Genomic DNA, 372 nt, shown 5'->3' on the forward strand with positions numbered 1-372 from the left:
CGACCAGGCACCGGTAATCGCTGCTGTGGAAGCTATCAATACTACTGCAGATGCAGATACCTGTGGAGCGATGATAGAAATTGTACCTCCGACGGCTACTGACAACTGTACGGTTGGAAATGTAAACGGAACAAGGGATGATAATCTGCCATTAGATGCAGAATACCCCGTGGGAACCACCAATATTACATGGACCGTGACAGATGATAATGGAAACGAGGCTGAACCGGTAATACAAACCATAACGGTAACTGACGACCAGGCGCCGGTAATCGCGGCTGTGGAAGCTATCAATACTACTGCAGATGCAGATACCTGTGGGGCGATGATAGAAATTGTACCTCCGGCGGCTACTGATAACTGTTCAGTTGG

General features: G+C 48.7%; 1 protein-coding gene. It reads left to right on the plus strand.

Annotation, left to right across the window (positions count from 1 at the left end):
* The coding region (locus I6U49_RS16840) for an HYR domain-containing protein (protein WP_198629699.1) at positions 1 to 372 on the plus strand (372 nt) is incomplete at both ends.

The organism is Salegentibacter maritimus (assembly GCF_016236915.1).
Taxonomy (GTDB): Bacteria; Bacteroidota; Bacteroidia; order Flavobacteriales; family Flavobacteriaceae; genus Salegentibacter; species Salegentibacter maritimus.